This is a genomic window from Arthrobacter sp. CG_A4 (assembly GCF_035985125.1).
In the GTDB taxonomy this organism is placed as follows: domain Bacteria; phylum Actinomycetota; class Actinomycetes; order Actinomycetales; family Micrococcaceae; genus Arthrobacter.
The window spans coordinates 78,042-99,246 of record NZ_JAXCID010000004.1 but is presented as its reverse complement, the minus strand read 5'-3'; the positions used below and the strand labels follow the sequence as shown (position 1 = coordinate 99,246).

Sequence of the window (21,205 nt, the reverse complement as noted above, 5' to 3'; positions counted from 1 at the left end):
ACGGCGGGTAGGCGCAAAGTGGGATCAGCTGTGGCGGCGGGCGAAGCGCAGGATGGTGAGGATGGCGGGCGCCAGCTCATCCTCCATCCGGTGGTATATTTCCTCGCCGCGGCGGTAGGGATCCACCACGTCGTTGTCGGCCGCGTCCTGCGCCAGTGCTAGGTGCCGGACGGAGGCCGCCCGGGCCGGGAGGGCCCGCCAGAAAGCGGGGACGTCGGGCGCGGCTGGACTGTCGCCGTCCCGCTGTTCAAGGGCTTCGATCATCCGGGCAAACTCGCGGATGGTGAAGGTCCGCTTCAGCAAGGAGGCATCCATCTGCATGACTTCCCCGCGGTGCGTAGCGGCCATGGTCAGGACCAGATCGGCCTCGCGCAGGATCTTCGGGGTCAGCTGGCGCGCGGCAAAACCGTCGGAGCTTCCGCCGTAGGTCCTGATGATGTCTGCCGAGATAGGTTGGGCCGGGTCGCCCACCATGGCCCGGGTGCCGGCGCTCCGCACCTGGAAAACGTCCGGCCTGATCTGGTCCAGCCCGGCCTGAAGGAGACGTTCGGCCACCGGCGAGCGGCAAATGTTTCCGGTGCAGACGGTCAGAATACGAATGGTTGACGACGAGTCCAAAAGCCCCTAATTTCCTCTGCCGAGTTTCCTGGCGGCCACGTAGCCTCCGAGTCTATCCTCGGTGAGCGCTGCCTTGATCTCCTCGATGGCGCCCACGTCCGGCAGGACGATTGACTGTCCGTCCGCGGACCTTCCGACGCCGGCGGTGGGCAGGGTGAAGAAGATGGTATCGCGGCTGCGGAGGTCCCGGAGGCTGAAGGCCAGGCGGCCCACCTCGATGGAGTCCAGGCCCGGGGCAACGCTGAGGAACGGGGAGACGGCGCGGAGTACCCTGGCGAGCGTTACCGGGTTTCCCAGGGTGCCGCCGTCGAAAGTCTTGGCCATGATCGCCCGAAGGTAGCTCTGCTGGTTGCGGACCCGCTGATAGTCGCCGTCGGGGAACGCATAGCGTTCACGCACAAACGCGAGCCCCTGGGCGCCGTTCAGCGTGTTCAGCCCCTTGTTGAAGACGTACGTTTTGTCGCCGCGGACCGAGCTGAAAGGGACCTTGACGTCCACCTCCACCCCGCCCAGGGCATCGGTGAGTCCCTTGAAACCGGCGAAGTCCAGGCTGACCACATGGTCGATCCGCTGCTGGAGCAGGGATTCCACCGTCTGGACCATCAGCGGGACGCCGCCGAACGCGAGGGCGGCGTTGATCTTGGCCTCGCCCCGGCCCGGAATGTCCACCCACAGGTCCCGCATCAGCGAAATGCTGTAGATATGGTCGCGGTCCGACGGGATGTGGAGCAGCATCAGGGTATCGGCCCGCTGGTCCGACGACGCTCCGGCCGCGGCCTTGGCGGACGCCTTACGCTCGGCCTTGTCGCGGCTGTCGCTGCCCATTACCAGGATGTTCATCGGCTTCGGTACACCGGCGGGCGTTGCAGGGGATTGGACCCGGGCTGCCTCCGGGGGGAAGGCTTCCTCGATTTTGGTGGTCTGGGTATCGTAAATGGTGGCCAGGGAGAACAGGTACGCCCCCATGGAGCCGGGCACCAGCAGGACCATGATCAGCACGGCAACCAGCAGGACCCGCCTGGACCGCGTCCTGCGGCGCGGCTCGGCCCCAGTGTCCAGCTGCGCGGGCGCCTGTGCGGTCCCGTGCTCCGGTGCAGGTTCGCGGTCTACTTCGAAACGATTCGACATGCGGATCCTTGGGGTCGGTGCAGCTCCCGGCGCCGAACAGCGGAAATGGGAGCTCACTGCCGTGGGTGGCGTGATCCAGACGATACCACCCTGGACCCCGGCATAACTGGAATTTTGCTGTGACCGTTGGCGGCGCCGTGCTTGACGCATCTCCCGGCTTCCGCATATCCTGAACGAACGGTCGGTAATTACTTGTTGGATATGCATAGGAGCAACCATGGCAGCGCAGACCCTGCAGTCAGTGCCCCCGGAGTCGACGCCGGCACGGCACCAGATGAGCCTCGAAGATGCGGCCCGGCATGACGCTGAGGGCCAGGCATACTTTGACAAAGTCATGGCGGATGACTCGCGGATCGAGCCCCGCGACTGGATGCCGCCAGCCTACCGCAAGACCCTCCTGCGCCAGGTCTCGCAGCACGCGCACTCGGAGATCATCGGCATGCAGCCGGAGGCGAACTGGATTTCCCGCGCCCCGAGCCTGAAGCGCAAGGCCATCCTGATGGCGAAGGTCCAGGACGAGGCCGGCCACGGCCTGTACCTGTACTCCGCTGCCGAGACCCTGGGCCAGCCGCGCGATGAGATGATGCAGGCCCTGATGGACGGCAAGGCCAAGTACTCCTCCATCTTCAACTATCCGGCCCGGACCTGGGCGGACATGGGCGCCATCGGCTGGATGGTCGACGGCGCCGCTATCGCCAACCAGGTGCCGCTGTGCCGCGCCTCCTTCGGCCCCTACGGCCGTGCCATGGTCCGCGTCTGCAAGGAAGAATCCTTCCACCAGCGCCAGGGCTTCGAGATCCTGCTGGAACTCTCGCACGGCACCCCGGAGCAGAAGCAGATGGCCCAGGACGCGGTCAACCGCTGGTACGCCCCTTCCCTGATGATGTTCGGCCCGCCGGATGACGATTCACCCAACTCCAAGCAGTCCATGGCCTGGAACATCAAGCGTTTCAGCAACGACGAACTGCGCAACCGCTTCGTCGGCATGATGATGGAGCAGGTCAAGGTCCTGGAGCTCACGCTGCCGGACAAGGACATCCGTTTCAACGAGGAAACCAAAAAATGGGAGCACGGCCCCCTGGACTGGGATGAATTCCACGAAGTCCTCGCCGGCCGCGGACCCTGCAACGCCCAGCGCCTGGAACGGCGCCGCGAAGCCCACGCCGACGGCGCCTGGGTGCGCGAAGCGGCCGCCGCGTACGCGGCAAAGCAGAGCCGCGAGCAAGCAGCAAAGGAATCCGCAGCATGATCCTCAACGACTCCCCAACCTCGCAAGTCCCCAGCCGCCCCTTAGACTCGCAAGCTCGCCCAGGGAACCCTGCGGCCGTGGGCCCCCGGCCGGGGACCCCTGTCGTCGTGGCCCCAGCCAACGACTCCCCAACCTCGCACGCCCGGCCGGGGACCCCTGTCGTCGTGGCCCCACCCAACGACTCCCCAACCTCGCACGCAGGTAACGTCTGGCCCATCTGGGAAGTGTTCGTCCGCTCCAGCCGTGGCCTGTCGCACGTCCACGCCGGATCCCTGCACGCGCCGGACGCCGCCATGGCCCTGCGCAACGCCCGCGATCTGTACACCCGCCGCAACGAGGGCGTATCCATCTGGGTTGTCCCGGCGGACGCGATTGCCGCCAGCGATCCCGACGCCAAGGGCTCCTTCTTCGAGTCGCCCCAGGGCAAGGACTACCGGCACGCCACGTATTACACCAAGAGCGAAGGCGTGAAGCACCTGTGAGCACCACACCTGAGACTGCGGTGACGGCAGAAGAAGCGGAAACCGGCGGGCACGGGGACATCTCCGTCGGCGCCAGCGGTGCAGGCAACATTGGCGAGGCCACCGCCAGCGCCACCCGCATCACGCCCGGCAACGCCCTCCGCCCCGAGGACATCGCCCTGGCCGTCAGCCGCGGCACCGCGAAGCCGAGCGAAGACGCCGCCGAGTTTGCCCTGCGCCTGGGCGATGACGCCCTGATCCTGGCGCAGCGCCTGGGTCACTGGATCTCCCGCGCCCCGGAGCTGGAAGAAGACATCGCCCTCGGCAACATCGCTCTGGACCAACTGGGCCACGCCCGGTCCTTCCTGAGCTACGCCGGAGGCCTCGACGGCCGGAGCGAGGATGAGCTCGCCTACTTCCGCCGCGAACCCGAGTTCCGCTCGGTCGAGATCTTCGAAATCCCGAACGGCGACTTTGCCGTCACCATCGCCCGCCAGTTCGTGGTGAGCTACTACCAGTTTGAGCTCTACCGCCGGCTGGCCGCCTCCACCGACGCCACCCTGGCCGGGATCGCCGCCAAGGCCGTCAAGGAAGTGGACTACCACCGAGACCACAGCGCCCAGTGGGTGCTGCGCCTGGCCCAGGGCACGGACGAGTCCCGCGGGAAGATGATCCACGCCTTCAAAATCATCTGGCCCTACGTGGATGAACTGTTCCGCGATGACGGGCTCACCGCCCGCCTCAGCGTGTCCGGTGCCGCCGTCGAACCTTCCAGCCTGCGGGCGGACTTCGACCGCCTCACCGGAGAGGTTCTCGCCGCGGCGGAACTGGACGTTCCCAACGTCCAGCCCGCCCCCGGCGGCGGACGCAGGGGGCAGCACTCCGAACACCTCGGCTACATCCTGGCCGAAATGCAGGTGCTCGCCCGCGAGTACCCCGGAGCCAGCTGGTAGCCATGCCGGATACCGAGGTAAGTCAGGACACGGCCCGCACCACGGCCGAGCTGAAGGCCTGGGACATCGCGGCCACGGTCTGCGATCCGGAAATCCCCGTCCTCACCATTGCGGATCTGGGAATCCTCCGGAACGTCCAGCTGTTCGACGACGGCGGGCAGGTACCCGCCGTCCAGGTCACCATCACGCCCACCTACTCCGGCTGCCCCGCGATGGACGCCATCCGGGACGACCTCACGACGGCGTTCGGGCGCGAAGGGTACCCGCACGTGCGGGTGGAGCTGGTCCTCTCCCCGGCGTGGACCACGGACTGGATGACCGAATCCGGCAAGGCCAAGCTGCAGGAATACGGGATCGCCCCGCCCAGCGGCCTCGCCGCCGCGGGCAGCACAACAGCGCGTCATGCCGGACCGGTCAGGCTGTCCCTCGCGGTCAAATGCCCGCAGTGTTCATCGTTGAACACCAAGGAACTCACCCGCTTCGGTTCCACCTCCTGCAAGGCGCTCTACGTCTGCCAGGACTGCAGGGAACCGTTCGACTACTTCAAAGTTCTGTAAGGAAGCACCCATGCCTGTTGTCAGACAGACCGCCGCCGAAACGGCCGCCGCCACCGGGCGCCGTCGTGCGTCCTTCCACACCCTGACGGTGGATGAGGTCCGCCGGCTCACCGACGATGCGATCGAGGTGACCTTCGGCGTACCGAACGGGCTCACCGGACAGTTCGACTACCTCCCGGGCCAGTACGTCGCCCTGCGCACCACGCTGCCGGATGAGAACGGCGAGCCCAAGGAGATCCGGCGCAGCTACTCGATCTGCGCCGAACCGCGAAGCTTCGCGGACGGCAGCAGCGAGATCCGCGTCGCCATCAAGAAGGACCTCGGCGGGCTGTTCTCCACCTGGGCCAACGCCGGGCTCAAGGCCGGGGACGTGATGGACGTGATGAGCCCGATGGGCGCGTTCGTGTCCAAGCACGGCCGCGACGGCAAAGACCAGAACCTGATGAACTCGATGAACCATCCGCAGGAGATGGCCGGCGAGCTGGCGGGCGAGCCGGGCTCCTTCGTCGCGATCGCCGCCGGCTCCGGCATCACGCCGGTAATCGCCATTGCCCGCACCCTGCTGGCCGCCCACCCCGAAACGCGCTTCGACCTGGTCTACGCCAACAAGGCCGCGATGGACGTGATGTTCCTCGAGGAACTCGCGGACCTCAAGGACAAGTACCCCGCGCGGCTGGCGCTGCACCATGTGCTCTCCCGCGAACAGCGGATCGCCCCGCTGCTCAGCGGCCGGATCGACGCCGAAAAGCTCCAGGCCCTGCTGGGCACCGCCATCCACGCCGATGACATCGACGAATGGTTCCTCTGCGGTCCGTTCGAGCTTGTGCAGCTGTGCCGCGACACGCTGGCCGCCCGCGGCGTCAAGCCGGAGCATGTCCGCTTTGAGTTGTTCACCTCGGGCAAGCCGGACCGCCCTGAGGGCAATTCCGGGCGTCCCGTGATTGTCGATGAGTCCCAGGCGACGTACAAGATCACCTTCAAGCTGGACGGGCTCCAGGGCGAGGTTGCCAGCCCCACCCACGCCCGCGAATCGATCCTCAATGCGGCCCTGCGGGTCCGCCCCGACGTGCCCTTCGCCTGTGCCGGCGGAGTCTGCGGAACCTGCCGCGCCAAGGTGGTTACCGGCGCCGTCACGATGGACGAGAACTACGCGCTGGAACAGGATGAACTGGACAAAGGCTACGTGCTGACGTGCCAGTCCCACCCCACCACGCCGGAAGTCACGGTCGACTTCGACGTCTAGCCCGTGCCCCGAACCGCCCCGAACCAGTAGGAGCCCCATGATTTCCCTTTCCATCGCCGGCGGCATCGCCGAGGTCGTTCTCGACGCACCCCACAAGCTGAACTCCTTCGACGCGCAGGCCCTCAAGGATTTAGCACAGGCGTACGACGACGCCGCTGACGCCGCCGCACGCGGGGAGGTGCGGGCGCTGCTGCTCCGCGGTGAGGGCCGCGCCTTCTGCGCGGGCCGGGACATCGCCGGTGTCACCCCGGAGACCGATGACGTCCAGGCCTACCTGGGCGGGCTGCTGCAGCCGCTGCTGAAGAAAATGAGTGCCTTTCCGGCGCCCACCTTCGCCGCGGCACAGGGGGCCTGCCTCGGGGTGGGGCTGGGACTCCTGCTGGCCACCGACGTGGTATATGTGGCGGACAACGCGAAGTTCGGTTCCCCGTTCGCGAACCTCGGCGCCACCCTCGATTCCGGCGGGCACTGGTACTTCACCGAACGCCTCGGCATGCACCGGACCCTGGACCTGATCTACACTGCCGAGCTCATGAGCGGCGCCGACGCCGTGGCGCAGGGACTCTTCAGCAGGGCTATGCCCGCGGCTGAACTCCTGGCTAACACCCGCGCCATCGTGGCGAAGGCTGCCACAGGGGCCACCGGCGCGTTCACCTCCAGCAAGGAACTCGTGGCGCACATCCGGGACCAGCGGCTGGGCCTCTGGGACGCCATGGCAGAGGAGAACGCCGAGCAGGCCCGGCTCTGCAAGACGGGGGATTACGCGGAGGGGTTCCGCGCCTTCCAAGAAAAGCGGAAACCGGTTTTTAAGGGCTAAGCGCCATATTGGCGGACCAATAGAGACCACCCTGTCTCGGTACTTGTCTTTTGTTGATGCCATTCTCATTTCTAATGCGTGCTTGTAAGGTTCGGTTATGACTTCGGGGAAATCAGTAACTAAGGCAGTCATTCCCGCCGCAGGGCTGGGAACTCGCTTCCTGCCGGCCACCAAAGCGATGCCCAAGGAAATGCTGCCGGTGGTGGACCAGCCGGCCATTCAATATGTGGTGGAAGAAGCAGTCCGGGCCGGGCTGACGGATCTGCTGATGATCACCGGCCGGCAGAAACGCGCACTTGAGGACCACTTTGACCGCGAGCCCAGCCTGGAACGCGCCCTAGAGCTCAAGGGCGACCTGGACCGCCTGGAAGCCGTCCGGCACGCCTCCAGCCTGGGGCCGCTCTATTACGTCCGTCAGGGCGATCCCAAAGGTCTCGGCCACGCTGTCCTCTGCGCCCGGCAGCACATTGGCGATGAGCCCTTTGCGGTCCTGTTGGGCGATGACCTGATTGACGAACGCGACGAACTCCTCAGCACCATGATCGAGGTACAGTCCCGGACCGGCGGCTCGGTCATCGCCCTCATCGAGGTGGACCCCGCCGAGATCAGCGCCTACGGCTGTGCCGACGTTTCTATGGTGACTGGCGAGGACCACGTGCGGGTCAACTGCCTGGTGGAGAAGCCGGCCGTTACCGATGCGCCCTCGAACCTGGCCGTCATCGGCCGGTATGTGCTCCACCCGGCGGTGTTCGACGTGCTGGAGGAAACCCTGCCCGGCCGCGGCGGGGAAATCCAGCTCACGGACGCGCTGCAGACCCTGGCCACCTCCGAGTCCGAGGGCGGCGGTGTCTACGGGGTGGTGTTCAAGGGCCGCCGCTATGACACCGGCGACAAGCTGAGCTACCTCAAGGCGGTCATCTCGATCGCCTCGGAACGGGTGGAGTTCGGCGAGGAACTCAGGGCCTGGATGAAGGCCTTCGTCAGCTGAACAGGCGTTCCTGGCTTTCGGTCAGAGCACGGAATTCGGCCAAGGACCTTCGTCCCCACCATCTCAGCGCGTGTCCACGTCCTCAAAAACAAGGAAGGTCTGCGTATCCAGCACGCCCGGCATGGACTGGAGCTGATCGAAGATCACCCGCCGCAGATCGATGTTGTCCACGGCGCGCACCAGCAGTATGACATCGAAGTCCCCGCCCACCAGCGCGATGTGGTGCACCTCCGGGATGGCGCGCAGAAGCTCTCGCAGTTCCCGCCACGAGTGCTGCCGCACCTTGAGCGTCACATACGCGGATGACTTCAAGCCCGCCTTGATGGGGTCAACGAGGGCCGTGAACTTGGTGAGGACACCCTCGCCGGTCAGCCGGGAAATGCGGGTATAGGCGTGGGCACGGGAGATGTGCACGTTTTCCGCCACCTGGGTCACGGACATCCGGCCGTCCCGGGTCAGCTCCGCGATGATGTCCCGGTCCACATCATCCAGCGGCACCGCCGACTGGTCCGCCTCGGCCTCTGCCATTTGTCCACAACCCCCGCCGGTAATCCAGCTCACACTTACGATTTGTCTTCCAGAATAGGCCAGATTTCTGGACTTCTCCACGATTCTGCCCAGAGGTGGATACGAAACATCGTCCGGCACCATACTGGGAGCGAATAGTGGCTACAGAAAGACGGACCAATGACGATCTCCGCAGACCACACTGCGCAGCACCCGGCAGCTAACGACCCGGCGTTCGGGGCGGCAGTGCCGGGCCAATCGCCGGATGACGCCGCCAGCGAGGCCGTGCGGAAGTTCGGCATCACGGTCGAGGATTACATGCTGCCCGCCCGCCACCAGATCCAGATGGTGGGCCCCGACGGCAGCCTAACCCCGCACACCGAGCAGGGCACACAGCCCGGCCACGAGTACAGCCTCCCGGGCGACGAGGACCTGATGGCCGCCTACGAGCAGCTTGTCATCGGGCGCCGCGTCAATGACCAGAACTCCGCGTTGGTCCGGCAGGGCCGGATGGCTGTCTACCCGTCCAGCCACGGTCAGGAGGCCTGTCAGGTCGCCGCCGCCCTCTGCCTGTCCGAGGGCGACTGGATGTTCCCCACCTACCGCGACTCCGTGGCCGTGATGGCCCGCGGCGTGGATCCTGTCCAGACCATGACGCTCTTCCGCGGAGACTGGCACGGCGGCTACGACCCCACCAAGCACAAGGTGGGCACCCAGTGCACCCCGCTGACCACCCAGCTGCTGCACGGCGTCGGCGTGGCCCATGCCGCGAAGCTGCGCGGCGAGGACACCGTTGTCCTGGCCATGTGCGGCGACGGAGCCACCAGCGAAGGCGACTTTCACGAGGCCCTGAACTTCGCGGCCGTCTTCCACCTGCCCGTGGTCTTCTTCGTCCAGAACAACCAGTACGCGATCTCGGTGCCCCTCGCGCACCAGTCCGTCGCGCCGTCGCTTGCCCACAAGGCAGTGGGCTACGGCATGGCCGGCGAACGGGTCGACGGCAACGATATCGTCGCCCTCCTCGCCGTGCTGGGCCGCGCCGTCCGGCTGGCCCGCGAAGGCTCGGGACCGCTGCTGGTGGAGGCCCACACCTACCGCATGCAGGCCCATACCAACGCCGACGACGCCACGCGCTACCGCCAGGACAGTGAAGTGGCCGAATGGGTGGCCAAGGACCCGCTGAGCCGGATGAAGACCTACCTGACGGACCGCGGTCTGCTCGACGACGGCCGCTCCGTGGTGATCGCCGGCAAGGCCGAAGCCGTCGCCACCCAGCTGCGCGAAGGCCTCAGCGAGGACGTCCCCGTCGATCCGCAGGATCTCTTCAAATACGTCTTCTCCACCCCCACCCCGCAGCTGAAGGAACAGTCCGCCATGCTCGCCGACGAACTCGCCCGGGAAGAGGCCGCGAAATGAGCCCCACCATCACCACCTCGTCTGAGGCCAACGGCAACGTCAGCGCCGCCACCGCCCGCGCGGCCGCCACCGCCGCAGCTAGGTCCGAGCAGACCGGCCCACAGACCATCACCCTGGCCAAGGCCCTGAACACCGCCATGGCCGATGCCATGCACGCGGACCCCTCGGTACTGGTTTTCGGCGAGGACGTCGGCATGCTCGGCGGCGTTTTCCGGATCACCGACGGCCTGACCAAGACCTTTGGGATGAGCCGCTGCTTCGACACTCCGCTCGCGGAGTCCGGCATCGTCGGTATGGCCGTCGGCATGGCCATGAACGGCATGCGGCCGGTCATCGAGATGCAGTTCGACGCCTTCGCCTACCCGGCCTTCGAGCAGATCGTCAGCCACGTGGCCAAGATGCACAACCGCACCAAGGGCGCCGTGAAGCTGCCGATGGTCATCCGTGTCCCGTACGCCGGCGGCATCGGGGGAGTGGAGCACCATTGTGACTCCTCCGAGGCCTACTACGCCCACACCGCCGGCCTGAAGGTCTTCACCCCGGCCACCGTGGCGGATGGCTACCGGATGCTCCGCGAAGCCATCGACTCCGACGATCCCGTGATGTTCATGGAGCCCAAGAAGCTCTACTGGTCCAAGGACCAGGTGGACCTGGACGCGCTCCGCGCCGAACACACCGCGAACACCGAACGCGGCACCTCTTCCGAGGGCCGGGCCACCGTCGCCCGCCCTGGCACCGACGCCACGCTGATCGCCTACGGACCCTCCGTCCCGACGGCGCTCGCCGCCGCCGCCGCGGCCGCCGAGGAAGGCCGCTCGCTCGAAGTGATCGACGTCCGTTCGATCGTGCCGTTCGACGACGAAACCGTCTGCGCCTCGGTCCGCAAGACCGGCCGCGCCGTCGTCATCGCCGAGGCGCACGGCTTCGCATCCGTCTCCTCCGAGATCGTGGCCCGGGTCCAGGAACGCTGCTTCCACCACCTCGCCGCCCCGATCCGCCGCGTCACGGGGTTCGATGTCCCATACCCGGCGCCGAAGCTCGAGCACTACTACCTGCCCGGCGTGGACCGCATCCTCGACGCCGTTGACGACCTCCAATGGGAGAACTGACCATGAGCGAACCGAAAGTCTTCCTCCTCCCGGACCTTGGCGAAGGACTGACCGAAGCCGAACTCGTACACTGGCTCGTCGCCGTGGGAGACGAGATTAGCGTTGACCAGCCGATCGCCGAGGTGGAGACCGCCAAGTCCATGGTGGAGGTGCCCTCCCCATACGCCGGCACCGTCGCTGTGCTGCACGGCGAGCCCGGCCAGACGCTCGACGTCGGCAAGCCGCTGCTCTCGGTGACGCCGGTTGGGGTCGCCGCTTCACCGACGGCCGCCGGTGGTGATGCTCCGGGTGACGTAGCTGACTCGCTGGCCGCTGTTGCTGCCGAGACCTACCGGGAGGAGGAGAAGGCCGGGTCCGGGAATGTCCTGATCGGGTACGGAACTCCCGGCGGGCATGGCGTTGCGCGGCGGACGCGGGCTCCTAAGCGCGCGGTTGCCGAGCCGGTTGCCGAGGTATCAGCCGCGGAGAAAGCTGCCGATGACCTCGTGCTGCTGCGGACCCGGGTGCCGGGGAGGCTGGGCGCTGTTATTTCTCCGCTAGTCCGCCGGATGGCGCGCGATCATGGAGTTGATTTGGGGGAACTCCAGGGATCGGGGGCCAGCGGGCTCATCATGCGCCGCGACGTCGAGGCGTTCATCAAGCCGGCTCCGGGGGTTGAGCGTGCGGCGGCTGCGCCTGTTGTAAATCTGGCGGTTCCGACCGCAGTGATTGGAACGTCCCCCGGAACCAGCGTCGACACCGATGCCCGCACCGGGCTGGGGATTTCCGGACGCACGGTCTTCCGCGGTGTGCGGAAGGCTGTTGCCGCGAACATGACGCGCAGCCGGTCCGAGATCCCCGAAGCCACAGTGTGGGTGGACGTCGATGCCACGGCCCTCGTGGAGATGCGCGCCGCGCTGAAACAAGCGGACCCGAACAACGTCCCGGGGCTCCTCGCCTTCATTGCACGCTTCGTCACTGCCGGGTTGAAGAAGTTCCCGGAGCTGAACACCCGGATCGTCACCACAGAGGACGCGGCCGGCGGGGCGACGCAGGAGATTGTGGACTTTGACGGCGTCAACCTCGGCTTCGCGGCCCAGACCGACCGCGGGCTCATGGTGCCGTCGGTGCGCAACGCGGACAAGCTCAGCGCCCGCCAGCTGGACGCCGAGATCCGCCGGCTCACCGCCGTCGTGCGCGAGGGCAAGGCCAGCCCGGCGGAACTGGGCAGCGGCACCTTTACGCTGAACAATTACGGTGTTTTCGGCGTCGACGGCTCCGCCGCGATCATCAACCACCCCGAAGTGGGCATCCTGGGCGTCGGCCGCATCATCGACAGGCCTTGGGTGGTCAACGGCGAGTTGGCTGTCCGCAAGGTCACCGAGCTGACGCTCACCTTCGACCACCGCGTGTGCGACGGCGGGACCGCGGGCGGGTTCCTTCGCTTCGTGGCCGACGCGATCGAGAACCCGGGATCCGTGCTGGCTGACTTGTGAACCTGGCACGGAATGGGCGGGCGGACAGACCGCCCGCCCAGTGCCGACGCCCAGCTTCCGGCCAGCTCCGGTGGGTACAATCGTGGGCAGAACATCGCACCAACGGCGCCGGAACAGTGCCGGAATACGGAGATTAAATGTCACGATGGCACGAGGTTGGCCCGGACAACTATGTCCTGACCACCCAGGGATTTCTGCTCAACACCGGGCTGGTGGTCGGTACCGAACGTGCCATGGTGATCGACACCGGCGGCGGGCCCCGGCAGGGACGGGAAATCCTGGACGCTGTGCGTGAAAAGACTGACTTGCCGATCGTCGTCGTCAACACCCACGCCCACTACGACCACTTTTTCGGCAACGCCGTGTTCGCCGACGACGGCGTCACCGAATTCTGGGCGCATGAGAACTGCGCGGAAGAAATCGAGGAAAACGGTGACAGCCAGCGCCGCTTCGTGGCCGCGGCGGAACCGGAGATGGCTGCCGGCGAGGGTGCCGGCGTCGAACTGGTGGTCCCGAACGTGATCGTGAAGGACCAGCCGGTCCTGGTGGACCTCGGCGGGCAGAGCGCCACGCTGTTCTATCTGGGCCATGGTCACACCGACGGCGACCTCCTCGTGGGGACGGCCAGCACCCTCTTCGCCGGCGACCTGGTGGAACAGGGCTCGCATCCGTCCTTCGAGGACTCGTATCCCGAGGACTGGGCCAACGCCCTCCGGCACCTCTCGGCGCTGCGGCACCGCTACGAGTTCCTGATTCCGGGACACGGGGAACCCTGCAGCGATCAGTTCGTCAAGACCATGGCCAACACCATGACCACGGCCGTGCGGCAGGCCACGCAGGCCACCCGGGAGACCCCGGACGACGCCACGAAGGCCATCCCCATCCTGCCGTACGGCCCGGAGCAATCCCGCTGGTTCATCACGCGGCTGCAGGAGACCCGCACGCACCACTGAGGCCCGCGGGAACCCTGCGCAAGAGCGGCGCCGGGCAGAGAGCGCAGACAAGCACGGCATTGACCGTGAGGATGCACTGAATGCGATTCTGAATCTGATCTACCATGTCCGGCAATTCGATGAACCCCGTATGGATTCGAGCATCCGCCCGGACCTGTTTATCGGCCCCAGCCGGGACCGGCGCTCAATCCTTGAAGTCATGGCCGTCATCACACCCCCGAACGACATCCTGGTCTTCCACGTGATGGAAGCCCGGCGGAAAATTCTGGACATCGCAGAGAGGGAAACAGACAAATGAATGCAATGAAGAAGGCCAAGGGCGGCCACGGGCTCGATGCCGAGGAACAGGCCCGCTACGCGGAACTCGCCAGCTGGGCAGAGACCGCCGATATCGGGCCGGAAGCCCGCATCACTAAAGCCCAGGGCCCCGGGGCCGGTCGAGCTCTGCTGGAAGCTGCCCTGGGTTCTCCGGAAGCAGTCAGGCGCGCCGTCGGAAAACCCTCACTCAGCGCCAAGGGAACATCACCGTCACGTTCCCTGAGACTGCCCGAGGACATGGATGCCCAGCTGGTCGCACGTGCGGAATTGGAACACCGGAAACCCTCCGCCATCCTTCGTGATGCCCTGGCCGAATACCTCGCCAAAGCCTCCTGACCGACCAAGGAGGGGCGGTCCGGTAGGAGTTTGTTGTAACCGCCGAGCCGCAGGAAACAAGCGAGGGCCCAAGAGGACGCTTTGTCCCCGAAAAACTAACAAAAATGACCGCTAGCGCCGCCGGCCAGCGGGCTGATCCGGCCGCGTGTTAGTCCTCCTGTTGATCAACCAGGTGACGAACCACAGCACGACGCCGATTGCCATCAGGCCGCCGGCAATCTGGTACTGGATGATGTTGCGGCCCACCCAGGGACCGGCGAGGAAAGCGCAGAGCAGGGCCGCCACGAGCGGAAGCTGCCCGGGGGAGGTGAAGAACACCTTCCGGTGGGGGTCCCGCTGGCGGCGGAGCACCACGCAGGCCACGTTCACCACGGTGAACACACAAAGCAGCAGAAACGCCGTCGTGCCGGAAAGATTGGCGACGACGTTGCTGTCCGGGTCGCTGGTGACATACAGGATCAGTCCCAGCGCCAGGGCGGTGGAGAACGCGATGCCGGCCCACGGCGTCCGGCGCCCCGGCAGTACCTTCCCCAGCGGCCGCGGCAGGACGTCCTGGCGGGCCATCCCGTAGATCAGCCGGCTGGCCATCAACATGTTGATTAGCGCGGTATTGGCAACGGCGAAGACTGCCAGGAACGGGAAGATCCGGTCGATCGGGAAGTCCGGTGATCCCTTGTGCACCACCTCCAGGAGGGCAGCGCCCTCGGCCTCCCTGATGTTTTCCAGCTCGGTGGGCGTGAGCACGCTGACCACGGAGACGGCCACCAGCATGTAGAGGAGCACTGCGATGCCCAGACCGGTCAACATCGCCCGCGGGAAGATCTTCTCGGGGTTCTGCGTCTCCTCCACCATGTTCACCGAGTCCTCGAAGCCCACCATGGCGAAGAAGGCGATGGACGTCGCCGCGGTGACGGCCAGGAACAGGCCCTTGTCCTGGTAGTCGTTGAAGACGAAGATTTCCCCGGCGTTCCCGGTGCCCTGCGTCATGACGTAGAAGCCGACGCCGATGACGATGCACAGGGCTGTCATCTCCACGAGGGTGAGCACCACGTTGAACTTAACGCTTTCGCCTACCCCGCGCAGGTTGATCGCGGCCAGCAGGAGCATGAACCCCATAGCCACCGCAGTGATCACGCCCTGGGCGGGGACGTCCATCCAGCCGTTGATCTTCAGGCCGCCGAAAAAGTTCTGGGCCAGGACGTTCGCGGACGTGGAGGCGCTGGTAACGCCGGAGCAGACAACGGCAAACGCGACCAGGAAGGTCACAAAGTGAATGCCGAACGCCCTGTGGGTGTAGAGCGCAGCCCCCGCCGCCTGGGGGTATTGAGTAACCAGCTCGAGGTAGGAGAACGCGGTCATCGTCGCGACGATGAAGGCGAGCAGGAACGGTAGCCAGACGATGCCGCCGACCGTTCCCGCCATGGTTCCGGTGACGGCATAGACCCCGGCACCGAGGATGTCCCCGACGATGAACAGCAGCAGGAGCTTTGGCCCAAGCACCCGTTTGAGTTGCGGCTCCCCGCCGTCGGGAGCCCCGTCCAACTCTTCTTCAGAAGTCCTGCTCATGACGACCTCCACAGCGCGCACACCGACCATGAACAACCGTTGCCGGACTCTGGCCACGGCGGACACCTTCACTTTGGCCCTCGCGGTCATTTTTGGCAACGACCGGCCGCATGCTTTTCCGCCCGGCCATGGCCGTACCCGTGCCGGAGCGGGTACAACTAAGTGATGACTATTTCACCCCTAGTGCTCGGTCCCATGATGCGGTACGTCGATGAGACCTCGGCCAGTATCTGGGTGGAGACCCGGGCGCAGGCGCGGGTCTCGGTCCGGGCCGGAGGCCGGGACTGGGTGGGACGGACATTTGCGGTGCACGGGCATCACTACGCGCTGGTGGAGGTAGACGGGTTGGAGCCTGGAACGGTCACGCCCTACACCCTGGCGGTCAACGGATCGCAGGTGTGGCCCGACCCCGCGTCCGGGTTCCCGCCGCCGGTGATCCCCACGCTGAAGCCCGGTAAGCCGCTACGGATGGCTTTCGGCTCCTGCCGCACCAGTGTCCCGCACGATGAAGCGGGCAACCGCACCCACGGCGTCGACGCGCTGCGTGCCTACGCGCTGGAGATGGCCTCAGGCAACGGCCAGGCCTGGCCGGATCTGGTGTCCTTCCTCGGGGACCAGGTGTACGCCGACTTAACCAGCGAGCAGATGCAGCAGTTCATCCGCGCCCGCCGGGACATCAACGAGCCGCCGGGCGAGGAGCTCCAGGACTATGAGGAGTACGCCCACCTCTACTCCCTGGCATGGTCGGACCCCGCGAACAGGTGGCTGCTGTCCACCCTGCCCAGCGCCATGATCTTTGACGACCATGACATCCGCGACGACTGGAACTCCTCGCTGACCTGGAAAAAGGGCATGGAGGCCACCTCCTGGTGGCATGAACGGATCGTCGCGGGACTGGCCTCCTACTGGGTCTACCAGCATCTGGGGAACCTCTCACCGCAGGAACGCGCCGAGGATCCCCTCTGGCAGCGGATTGCCGGGCACACCGGGGAAACGGAGCCGGACCTGACCGCGGAACTGGACAGCTTCGCGGAACGGGCGGACCAGGACCCCACCTCCTACCGGTGGAGCTTCTGCAGGGACTTCGGGGACACCCGGCTGATCGTGGTGGATTCCCGCGCCGCCCGGAACCTGGCGCCGGCAGACCGCGCCCTGCTCGACGACGCGGAGATGGCCTGGCTCGACGGGCGGATGCGCGGCGGTGTCCGTCATCTGCTGGTGGCGACGTCGCTGCCGTTCCTGCTGCCCATGGGCCTGCACCACGTTGAGGCCTGGGATGAGGCAGTGTCCGAAGGCGCCTGGGGGAAACTGCCCGCCAGGGCCGCGGAGAAGCTGCGCCAGGCGCTGGACCTGGAACATTGGGGCGCCTTCCAGCAGAGTTTCCAGAAAGTGGCGGCCATGGCGGCCGACGTCGCCGACGGCAACCGTGGACCGGCGCCGGAAACCGTCACGTTCCTCTCCGGAGACGTCCATTTCTCCTACGTTGCGGAGGTGGAACGCTCCTCGGGCAGCCGGATCGTGCAGGCAGTCTGCTCCCCGATCCGCAACCCGCTGCCACGGATAATGAGGTCTCTGTCGGCCGTCCTGTCCTACGGCCTGGGGGCGGCAGCAGGTGCCCTGGCCGCACGCTCCGCGAAGGTTCCGGATCCGCCGTTCCGTTGGAAAGGCATCCGGGGGCCGTGGTTCGACAATAATCTGGCCTTCCTCGAGGTGGCGCCGGAGGGGCTGAAACTGTGGTGGCAGACGGGCGTGGTGAACAACGGTGACCATTTGAACCCGGGTACGGAACGCGTGGCCTCTGTCACGGTCGCACCCCGGGCCGCAGTCAAGCCCGGCGTGAGCTCCGACGCAGCAGCGCAGAAGGACGAATAGCAGCCGCCTCCGGAGGTTCTTTACTCTGCGCGCCGCGGCCCAGCGGAATCTGCGGCGCTGAATCGGCAGCCGGATCCGCGCGCGTTTGCACGGGCTGGTCGGCCGACGGCGGTGCCTGCGCCTAGAATTGCTGTTTGGACCAATTCAAACGAGCACCGCAGCGGTCTGCGCTGTGAGTCCTAGGGGAACAATCATGCCCGAACCGGCGGACAACAACACAGCCGACGCTGCCGTGGAGGCAGACCAACCGGAACTCCTGAGCCGGCGCGACCGCCGCCGCAGCGAGGACGCCGACGCCCGGACAGGAACCATGCCGATCATCAGTCCCGAGGACATCGACAACCGCACGCCGCCGCGTCCGGTGCGGAGCGGCTCCTGGGCCGAGGCGGCCGCCGCGGCGGATGCCCCCGCGCACGACGACCCCACGGCGCCGGGCCGCACGGCGCCAGGCCGGTCCCCCCTGGCAGTACCTCCCATAGAGTCAATCCCGCCGCTTCCCCCGCGTGCGGCCGTGCCTGCGGCCCCGGATAGTGCGCCCTCCGTGCCGGCGCTGCCCACCCGGTCCACCCGCTCGGCCAGCCGGGCAGCGGCCCTGGCCTCCCCGGCTCCGGACTTCATCAGCTCGCCCGGCCTCTTCGTCCGCGAACAGAAGCCCCGGCCGGTGGGCGGCCTCCGCGGCGCGCTGTTCACAATGACCGGCGGCGGGCTGAACCTCGGCCCGAGCACCCGGCAGCGCGAGGAGGACGAACTCGCCCGGCGCATCTCGCGCCAGCTCCAGGGCAGCTACAACACCGCCGTGCTGAGCCTCAAGGGCGGGATCGGCAAAACGTCCACCACAGTCGGCGTCGGGCTGACGCTGGCTGAGTTCCGCGGGGATCCGCCGTGCGCGATTGACGCCAACCCCGATTCCGGCGACCTCGTGGAGCGCGCCCTCGGCGAGGGAATCTACCAGCAGCAGAGCCCGCGCACCATCACGGATCTGCTCAACAACGTCGAATCCGTCACTTCCCTCACCGCCCTGGCCCGCTACATGCACCACGCCGGCCGGCTCCACCTGATCGCCGGCGAACAGGATCCCGAGGTCTCGGACTCCCTGACGGCCGAGGAGTACCTGCGGATCCGCGAACTCATCTCCGGCTACTATTCGGTGGCGCTCACGGACTGCGGGACCGGGGTCACGCACAACGCCATGAGCGGGATCCTGCAGTCCGCGGACAACCTGATCATCGCGGCGGGCTACGCCGTCAGCGGCGCCAAGCGCGCCCGCAGCACCCTGCACTGGCTGGCCGGCCACGGCTACGAGGACCTGGCGCGCAACGCCGTCGTGGTCATCACCGACAAGGACGAGGTCTCCTCGCGGGTGGACAAGGACGCCATTGAGGACCACCTGGCCGGCATCTGCCGGCAGCTGATCGCCGTCCCGCACGACCGCGGGGTGGCCGACGGCGATCTGGTCACCCTGGACGTGCTCCGCCCGGAAACGCGGCGCGCGTACCGGGAAATCGCGGCCGCGATCGTGGACGGGTACGTCTAGGGCGCTACCCTCGGCGGCTGAATGGCTCCCCAGTGAGCCGCGCCGGGACCCGGCTAACATCTATAGATGACCAGTAACTACGCGGGTGACGAAGCCGCCCTGCAGCTTCAGGACCTCCTCCTGGACACGGAGAACGTCGAGGACTTCCTCGGCCGGCTCTCTGAATTCTCCGCAGCCACGCTCACCCGTTCGGTCGGCACCGAGATCGAGTGCGGCGTGACGCTGCAACGGCGGAAGCGGACCATGACGGTGGCAGGCAGCAGCGCCCGGGCCGTCCTGCTCGACCGCCTCGAGCAGAGCATCGGCCACGGGCCCTGCATCGAGGCGCTGCGCACCAAATCCGTGGTGCTGCTGGCCGACGTCACCACCGATCCGCGCTGGCCGGACTATCAGCTGCAGCTCGCGGCCCAGGGCTGCCGCAGCACCCTCGGCATTCCGCTGGAGATCGGCGAGGAAGCGGTCGCCGCCCTGAACTTCTTCGGCTCGGATACGGGACTCTTCATCAACGAGATCATTGCCGAGGCCGAGGGCTTTGCGGACCTCGCCGGCGGCGCCCTGCGCCTGGCCGTCCGGATCGGGACCGCCCAGTCCCGCGCCGAGGACCTGCTGGCCGCCATGGAGCGCCGCACGTCCATCGACGTGGCGTGCGGCATCGTCATGGCCCAGAACCGCTGCTCCCAGAAGGAAGCCATGACCATCCTCACCAGGGTCTCCAGCAACCGGAACCAGAAACTCCGCGATGTGGCCGCGGAAATCCTGCGGAACCTCCCCGGCGAGGAGGTCCGCACGCACTTCGACGATTGAGCTCCCCGGCGCGCCGCCGCCCTAGGATGAAGGGGATGACCGCCACCAGCCACACTCCGTTCAGTCTCCGCAGCATCGCCGTCCCCGCCTTCGGCCCGGCCCTGTTGTTCAGCATCGGTGAGGGCGCGATCCTCCCGGTGGTGGCCCTGTCCGCCCGGGACCTGGGCGCCTCGGTGGCCGTCGCCGCCCTGGTGGTGACGCTGATCGGGCTCGGCTCCTGGCTCTTCAACCTCCCCGCCTCGCTCATCACCCTGAAGTTCGGCGAACGCTGGGCGATTGTCGGCGCCGCCGCTGCCAGTGCCGTCGCCCTGGCCGCTGCGGCAATATCCCCGCAGGTCCCGGCCGGACTCTGGCTTCTTGCCCTGGCGATGCTGGTGGTGGGGATGGCCGCCAGCGTTTTCAGCCTCGCGCGGCAAAAGTACCTGACCGAGGCCGTCCCGGTGATACTCCGGGCCCGGGCGCTGTCCACCCTCGGCGGCGTCAACCGGATCGGCATCTTCATCGGCCCCTTCATCGGCGCCGCCGTGATGCAGTTCGCCGGCATCACGGGTGCCTACTGGACCGGCGTCGTCGCGATGGCTGCTGCCGCGGCCCTTTCCGTGACCATCCCGGACCTCGTCGCCAAGCCTGTACCGGCGGGCGGCGTTCCGGTGCCGCAGGCGACGCTGCGCAGCGTCGCCGTCTCCCACGCCGGAGTGTTCCTATCGGTCGGGGTGGGGGTGCTGCTGCTCAGTGCGCTGCGCGCCTCCCGCCAGGTGGTGATCCCGCTGTGGGCCGAGCACCTGGGCATGGACGCCACCCAGGCGTCGCTCATCTACGGGCTTTCCGGGGCAATCGACATGCTGGTGTTCTATCCGGCCGGCAAGCTGATGGACCGCAGGGGCAGGCAGTGGGTGGCAGTGCCGTCGACCCTCATCATGGGAACCGCCATGCTGCTCATCCCGCTCAGCACCGGCTTTGTGGGCCTGCTGCTCGGCGCGCTCCTGATCGGCTTCGGCAACGGCATCAGTTCCGGCCTGAACATGACCCTCGGCGCCGACTTCTCGCCCGACAACGGCCGCGGCCAGTTCCTCGGCATCTGGCGGTTTATGGCCGACGCCGGCGCCACCGGCGGTCCCGTGCTGCTCTCCGGCGTGACCGCCGTAGCCTCACTCGGGGCCGGTGTGGGAGCAACCGGCGTGCTGGGCTTCGCTGCCGCCGCCGTCTTTGCCGTCACCATTCCCCGGCTCAAGCACCGCCGGAATTACTGAGGGTTCCTGGGTGCTCCGGCGCCCTCGCCGCGGGTTCCACAGCAGCGGCGC

General features: G+C 67.0%; 21 protein-coding genes. 17 read left to right on the top strand and 4 right to left on the bottom strand.

Annotated features, from left to right (window positions below):
- Nucleotides 1-24: 24 nt before the first annotated feature.
- Together RCH07_RS03165 and RCH07_RS03160 are read right to left on the bottom strand one after the other, a co-directional pair.
- On the bottom strand, nt 25-618 hold the full coding sequence (locus RCH07_RS03165) for an arsenate reductase/protein-tyrosine-phosphatase family protein (RefSeq protein ID WP_326966014.1): 594 nt from the start codon (nt 616-618) through the stop codon (nt 25-27).
- 6 nt (nt 619-624) lie between these two features.
- Nucleotides 625-1,746: an LCP family protein gene (locus RCH07_RS03160; protein ID WP_326966013.1), complete on the bottom strand. Its 1,122-nt coding sequence runs from the start codon at nt 1,744-1,746 to the stop codon at nt 625-627.
- A gap of 217 nt (nt 1,747-1,963) precedes the next feature.
- Here RCH07_RS03160 and paaA point away from each other — a divergent pair, with 217 nt between their 5' ends.
- From paaA to galU, 7 genes are all read left to right on the top strand, one after another.
- The gene (gene paaA / locus RCH07_RS03155) at nt 1,964-2,995 is read left to right on the top strand and encodes a 1,2-phenylacetyl-CoA epoxidase subunit PaaA (RefSeq protein WP_326966012.1); all 1,032 of its coding nucleotides are present in this window, start codon (nt 1,964-1,966) and stop codon (nt 2,993-2,995) included.
- The gene (paaB, locus tag RCH07_RS03150; RefSeq protein WP_442784764.1) at nt 2,992-3,477 is read left to right on the top strand and encodes a 1,2-phenylacetyl-CoA epoxidase subunit PaaB; all 486 of its coding nucleotides are present in this window, start codon (nt 2,992-2,994) and stop codon (nt 3,475-3,477) included. The genes paaA and paaB overlap by 4 nt, the downstream gene beginning before the upstream one ends.
- The gene (paaC, locus tag RCH07_RS03145) at nt 3,474-4,409 is read left to right on the top strand and encodes a 1,2-phenylacetyl-CoA epoxidase subunit PaaC (RefSeq protein ID WP_326966010.1); all 936 of its coding nucleotides are present in this window, start codon (nt 3,474-3,476) and stop codon (nt 4,407-4,409) included. Before paaB ends, paaC begins: the two co-directional genes overlap by 4 nt.
- A 2-nt stretch (nt 4,410-4,411) precedes the next feature.
- Nucleotides 4,412-4,966: a 1,2-phenylacetyl-CoA epoxidase subunit PaaD gene (paaD, locus tag RCH07_RS03140; RefSeq protein WP_326966009.1), complete on the top strand. Its 555-nt coding sequence runs from the start codon at nt 4,412-4,414 to the stop codon at nt 4,964-4,966.
- A gap of 10 nt (nt 4,967-4,976) precedes the next feature.
- The gene (gene paaE, locus RCH07_RS03135) at nt 4,977-6,209 is read left to right on the top strand and encodes a 1,2-phenylacetyl-CoA epoxidase subunit PaaE (protein WP_326966008.1); all 1,233 of its coding nucleotides are present in this window, start codon (nt 4,977-4,979) and stop codon (nt 6,207-6,209) included.
- Between the two features lie 37 nt (nt 6,210-6,246).
- Nucleotides 6,247-7,026 carry an enoyl-CoA hydratase/isomerase family protein gene (locus tag RCH07_RS03130; protein ID WP_326966007.1) on the top strand — a complete coding sequence of 260 codons (780 nt, stop codon included), beginning with the start codon at nt 6,247-6,249 and terminating at the stop codon, nt 7,024-7,026.
- Nucleotides 7,027-7,123: 97 nt separating this feature from the next.
- On the top strand, nt 7,124-8,014 hold the full coding sequence (gene galU, locus RCH07_RS03125; protein WP_326966006.1) for a UTP--glucose-1-phosphate uridylyltransferase GalU: 891 nt from the start codon (nt 7,124-7,126) through the stop codon (nt 8,012-8,014).
- Between the two features lie 63 nt (nt 8,015-8,077).
- Here the strand turns inward: galU and RCH07_RS03120 are convergent, their stop codons facing one another.
- Entirely contained in the window at nt 8,078-8,542 is a 465-nt protein-coding gene (locus RCH07_RS03120; protein WP_326966005.1) for an Lrp/AsnC family transcriptional regulator, read from the bottom strand.
- A 159-nt stretch (nt 8,543-8,701) separates the two neighbouring features.
- On the opposite strand from RCH07_RS03120, the gene RCH07_RS03115 reads away from it, so the two are divergent.
- From RCH07_RS03115 to RCH07_RS03090, 6 genes are all read left to right on the top strand, one after another.
- Nucleotides 8,702-9,937 carry a thiamine pyrophosphate-dependent dehydrogenase E1 component subunit alpha gene (locus RCH07_RS03115; protein ID WP_326966004.1) on the top strand — a complete coding sequence of 412 codons (1,236 nt, stop codon included), beginning with the start codon at nt 8,702-8,704 and terminating at the stop codon, nt 9,935-9,937.
- A complete protein-coding gene (locus RCH07_RS03110) occupies nt 9,934-11,046 on the top strand; it encodes an alpha-ketoacid dehydrogenase subunit beta (protein ID WP_326966003.1) in 1,113 nt (370 codons plus the stop codon). The genes RCH07_RS03115 and RCH07_RS03110 overlap by 4 nt, the downstream gene beginning before the upstream one ends.
- A 2-nt stretch (nt 11,047-11,048) precedes the next feature.
- On the top strand, nt 11,049-12,521 hold the full coding sequence (locus RCH07_RS03105; RefSeq protein ID WP_326966002.1) for a dihydrolipoamide acetyltransferase family protein: 1,473 nt from the start codon (nt 11,049-11,051) through the stop codon (nt 12,519-12,521).
- A 137-nt stretch (nt 12,522-12,658) separates the two neighbouring features.
- Nucleotides 12,659-13,474, top strand: coding sequence for an MBL fold metallo-hydrolase (locus RCH07_RS03100; protein WP_326966001.1), 816 nt, complete (start codon nt 12,659-12,661; stop codon nt 13,472-13,474).
- Nucleotides 13,475-13,604: 130 nt separating this feature from the next.
- Nucleotides 13,605-13,772, top strand: coding sequence for a hypothetical protein (locus RCH07_RS03095; RefSeq protein ID WP_326966000.1), 168 nt, complete (start codon nt 13,605-13,607; stop codon nt 13,770-13,772).
- On the top strand, nt 13,769-14,128 hold the full coding sequence (locus RCH07_RS03090) for a ribbon-helix-helix protein, CopG family (protein ID WP_326965999.1): 360 nt from the start codon (nt 13,769-13,771) through the stop codon (nt 14,126-14,128). The genes RCH07_RS03095 and RCH07_RS03090 overlap by 4 nt, the downstream gene beginning before the upstream one ends.
- 111 nt (nt 14,129-14,239) lie before the next feature.
- Here RCH07_RS03090 and RCH07_RS03085 read toward each other — a convergent pair whose 3' ends face one another.
- A complete protein-coding gene (locus RCH07_RS03085; protein ID WP_326965998.1) occupies nt 14,240-15,694 on the bottom strand; it encodes an APC family permease in 1,455 nt (484 codons plus the stop codon).
- 165 nt (nt 15,695-15,859) lie between these two features.
- Between RCH07_RS03085 and RCH07_RS03080 the strand changes: the two genes are divergently transcribed.
- From RCH07_RS03080 to RCH07_RS03065, 4 genes are all read left to right on the top strand, one after another.
- Entirely contained in the window at nt 15,860-17,566 is a 1,707-nt protein-coding gene (locus RCH07_RS03080) for an alkaline phosphatase D family protein (protein WP_326965997.1), read from the top strand.
- Between the two features lie 193 nt (nt 17,567-17,759).
- Nucleotides 17,760-19,100: a MinD/ParA family ATP-binding protein gene (locus RCH07_RS03075; RefSeq protein WP_326965996.1), complete on the top strand. Its 1,341-nt coding sequence runs from the start codon at nt 17,760-17,762 to the stop codon at nt 19,098-19,100.
- A gap of 66 nt (nt 19,101-19,166) precedes the next feature.
- Entirely contained in the window at nt 19,167-19,904 is a 738-nt protein-coding gene (locus RCH07_RS03070) for a GAF and ANTAR domain-containing protein (RefSeq protein ID WP_326965995.1), read from the top strand.
- Nucleotides 19,905-19,939: 35 nt separating this feature from the next.
- Nucleotides 19,940-21,154 carry an MFS transporter gene (locus RCH07_RS03065; RefSeq protein WP_326965994.1) on the top strand — a complete coding sequence of 405 codons (1,215 nt, stop codon included), beginning with the start codon at nt 19,940-19,942 and terminating at the stop codon, nt 21,152-21,154.
- The last annotated feature ends 51 nt before the right edge of the window (nt 21,155-21,205 follow it).

Coding starts and splice junctions, on each gene's coding strand:
- RCH07_RS03115 (WP_326966004.1), top strand. CDS start 8,702: ATGACGATCTCCGCAGACCACACTGCGCAGCACCCGGCAGCTAACGAC.
- RCH07_RS03160 (WP_326966013.1), bottom strand. CDS start 1,746: ATGTCGAATCGTTTCGAAGTAGACCGCGAACCTGCACCGGAGCACGGG.
- RCH07_RS03080 (WP_326965997.1), top strand. CDS start 15,860: ATGACTATTTCACCCCTAGTGCTCGGTCCCATGATGCGGTACGTCGAT.
- RCH07_RS03095 (WP_326966000.1), top strand. CDS start 13,605: ATGGATTCGAGCATCCGCCCGGACCTGTTTATCGGCCCCAGCCGGGAC.
- RCH07_RS03110 (WP_326966003.1), top strand. CDS start 9,934: ATGAGCCCCACCATCACCACCTCGTCTGAGGCCAACGGCAACGTCAGC.
- RCH07_RS03120 (WP_326966005.1), bottom strand. CDS start 8,542: ATGGCAGAGGCCGAGGCGGACCAGTCGGCGGTGCCGCTGGATGATGTG.
- RCH07_RS03090 (WP_326965999.1), top strand. CDS start 13,769: ATGAATGCAATGAAGAAGGCCAAGGGCGGCCACGGGCTCGATGCCGAG.
- paaA (WP_326966012.1), top strand. CDS start 1,964: ATGGCAGCGCAGACCCTGCAGTCAGTGCCCCCGGAGTCGACGCCGGCA.
- RCH07_RS03100 (WP_326966001.1), top strand. CDS start 12,659: ATGTCACGATGGCACGAGGTTGGCCCGGACAACTATGTCCTGACCACC.
- galU (WP_326966006.1), top strand. CDS start 7,124: ATGACTTCGGGGAAATCAGTAACTAAGGCAGTCATTCCCGCCGCAGGG.
- RCH07_RS03130 (WP_326966007.1), top strand. CDS start 6,247: ATGATTTCCCTTTCCATCGCCGGCGGCATCGCCGAGGTCGTTCTCGAC.
- RCH07_RS03085 (WP_326965998.1), bottom strand. CDS start 15,694: ATGAGCAGGACTTCTGAAGAAGAGTTGGACGGGGCTCCCGACGGCGGG.
- paaD (WP_326966009.1), top strand. CDS start 4,412: ATGCCGGATACCGAGGTAAGTCAGGACACGGCCCGCACCACGGCCGAG.
- paaB (WP_442784764.1), top strand. CDS start 2,992: ATGATCCTCAACGACTCCCCAACCTCGCAAGTCCCCAGCCGCCCCTTA.
- RCH07_RS03075 (WP_326965996.1), top strand. CDS start 17,760: ATGCCCGAACCGGCGGACAACAACACAGCCGACGCTGCCGTGGAGGCA.
- RCH07_RS03065 (WP_326965994.1), top strand. CDS start 19,940: ATGACCGCCACCAGCCACACTCCGTTCAGTCTCCGCAGCATCGCCGTC.
- paaE (WP_326966008.1), top strand. CDS start 4,977: ATGCCTGTTGTCAGACAGACCGCCGCCGAAACGGCCGCCGCCACCGGG.
- RCH07_RS03105 (WP_326966002.1), top strand. CDS start 11,049: ATGAGCGAACCGAAAGTCTTCCTCCTCCCGGACCTTGGCGAAGGACTG.
- RCH07_RS03070 (WP_326965995.1), top strand. CDS start 19,167: ATGACCAGTAACTACGCGGGTGACGAAGCCGCCCTGCAGCTTCAGGAC.